At 41.8% G+C, this 419-nt stretch carries 1 protein-coding gene; it reads left to right on the top strand.

The window, feature by feature from the left end:
* Positions 1–40: 40 nt before the first annotated feature.
* Positions 41–419 (top strand): NUDIX hydrolase (locus GOU96_RS18360; RefSeq protein WP_324702130.1); only part of this gene is annotated, 379 nt, incomplete at its 3' end.

The following is a 419-nucleotide window of genomic DNA, read 5'->3' as shown; positions in this document are numbered from 1 at the left end:
TAGGCGGGCGTTATGTGTAATTCAGTCAAAGAGAACACATATGAATCATCTAGCGATGGCTGTCGTAATAAAGAATAACCTTGTTTTGGTACAAAAACGGTTCAGAAAAAATACTGGGATGATTTTTGAGTTTCCGGGTGGTTCTATTGATGCCGGTGAGTCAGGAGAACAAGCAGCTATTCGTGAACTCTGGGAGGAAACTGGGCTGAGAAATTTAGAGCTCATTGGCACTCATAAGTCCATCAACGAGAATGGCGGCGATATTTATCATGTTGTTTTCAGCGCTTCGATGGACGCAGAGCCTAAAGAGATCGAACCTTACCGACAACAAACGTTTTATTGGTTTGAGGCTTCCCAAATTCCACTGAATGACTTTTATAGTGCTGATGTAAATTTCATCATGGAACATTTGGGCAGTT

Source organism: Vibrio sp. R-1 (assembly GCF_035615595.1).
GTDB classification, from domain to species: Bacteria; Pseudomonadota; Gammaproteobacteria; order Enterobacterales; family Vibrionaceae; genus Vibrio; species Vibrio cholerae.
This window is presented reverse-complemented; position numbering and strand designations above follow the sequence as displayed.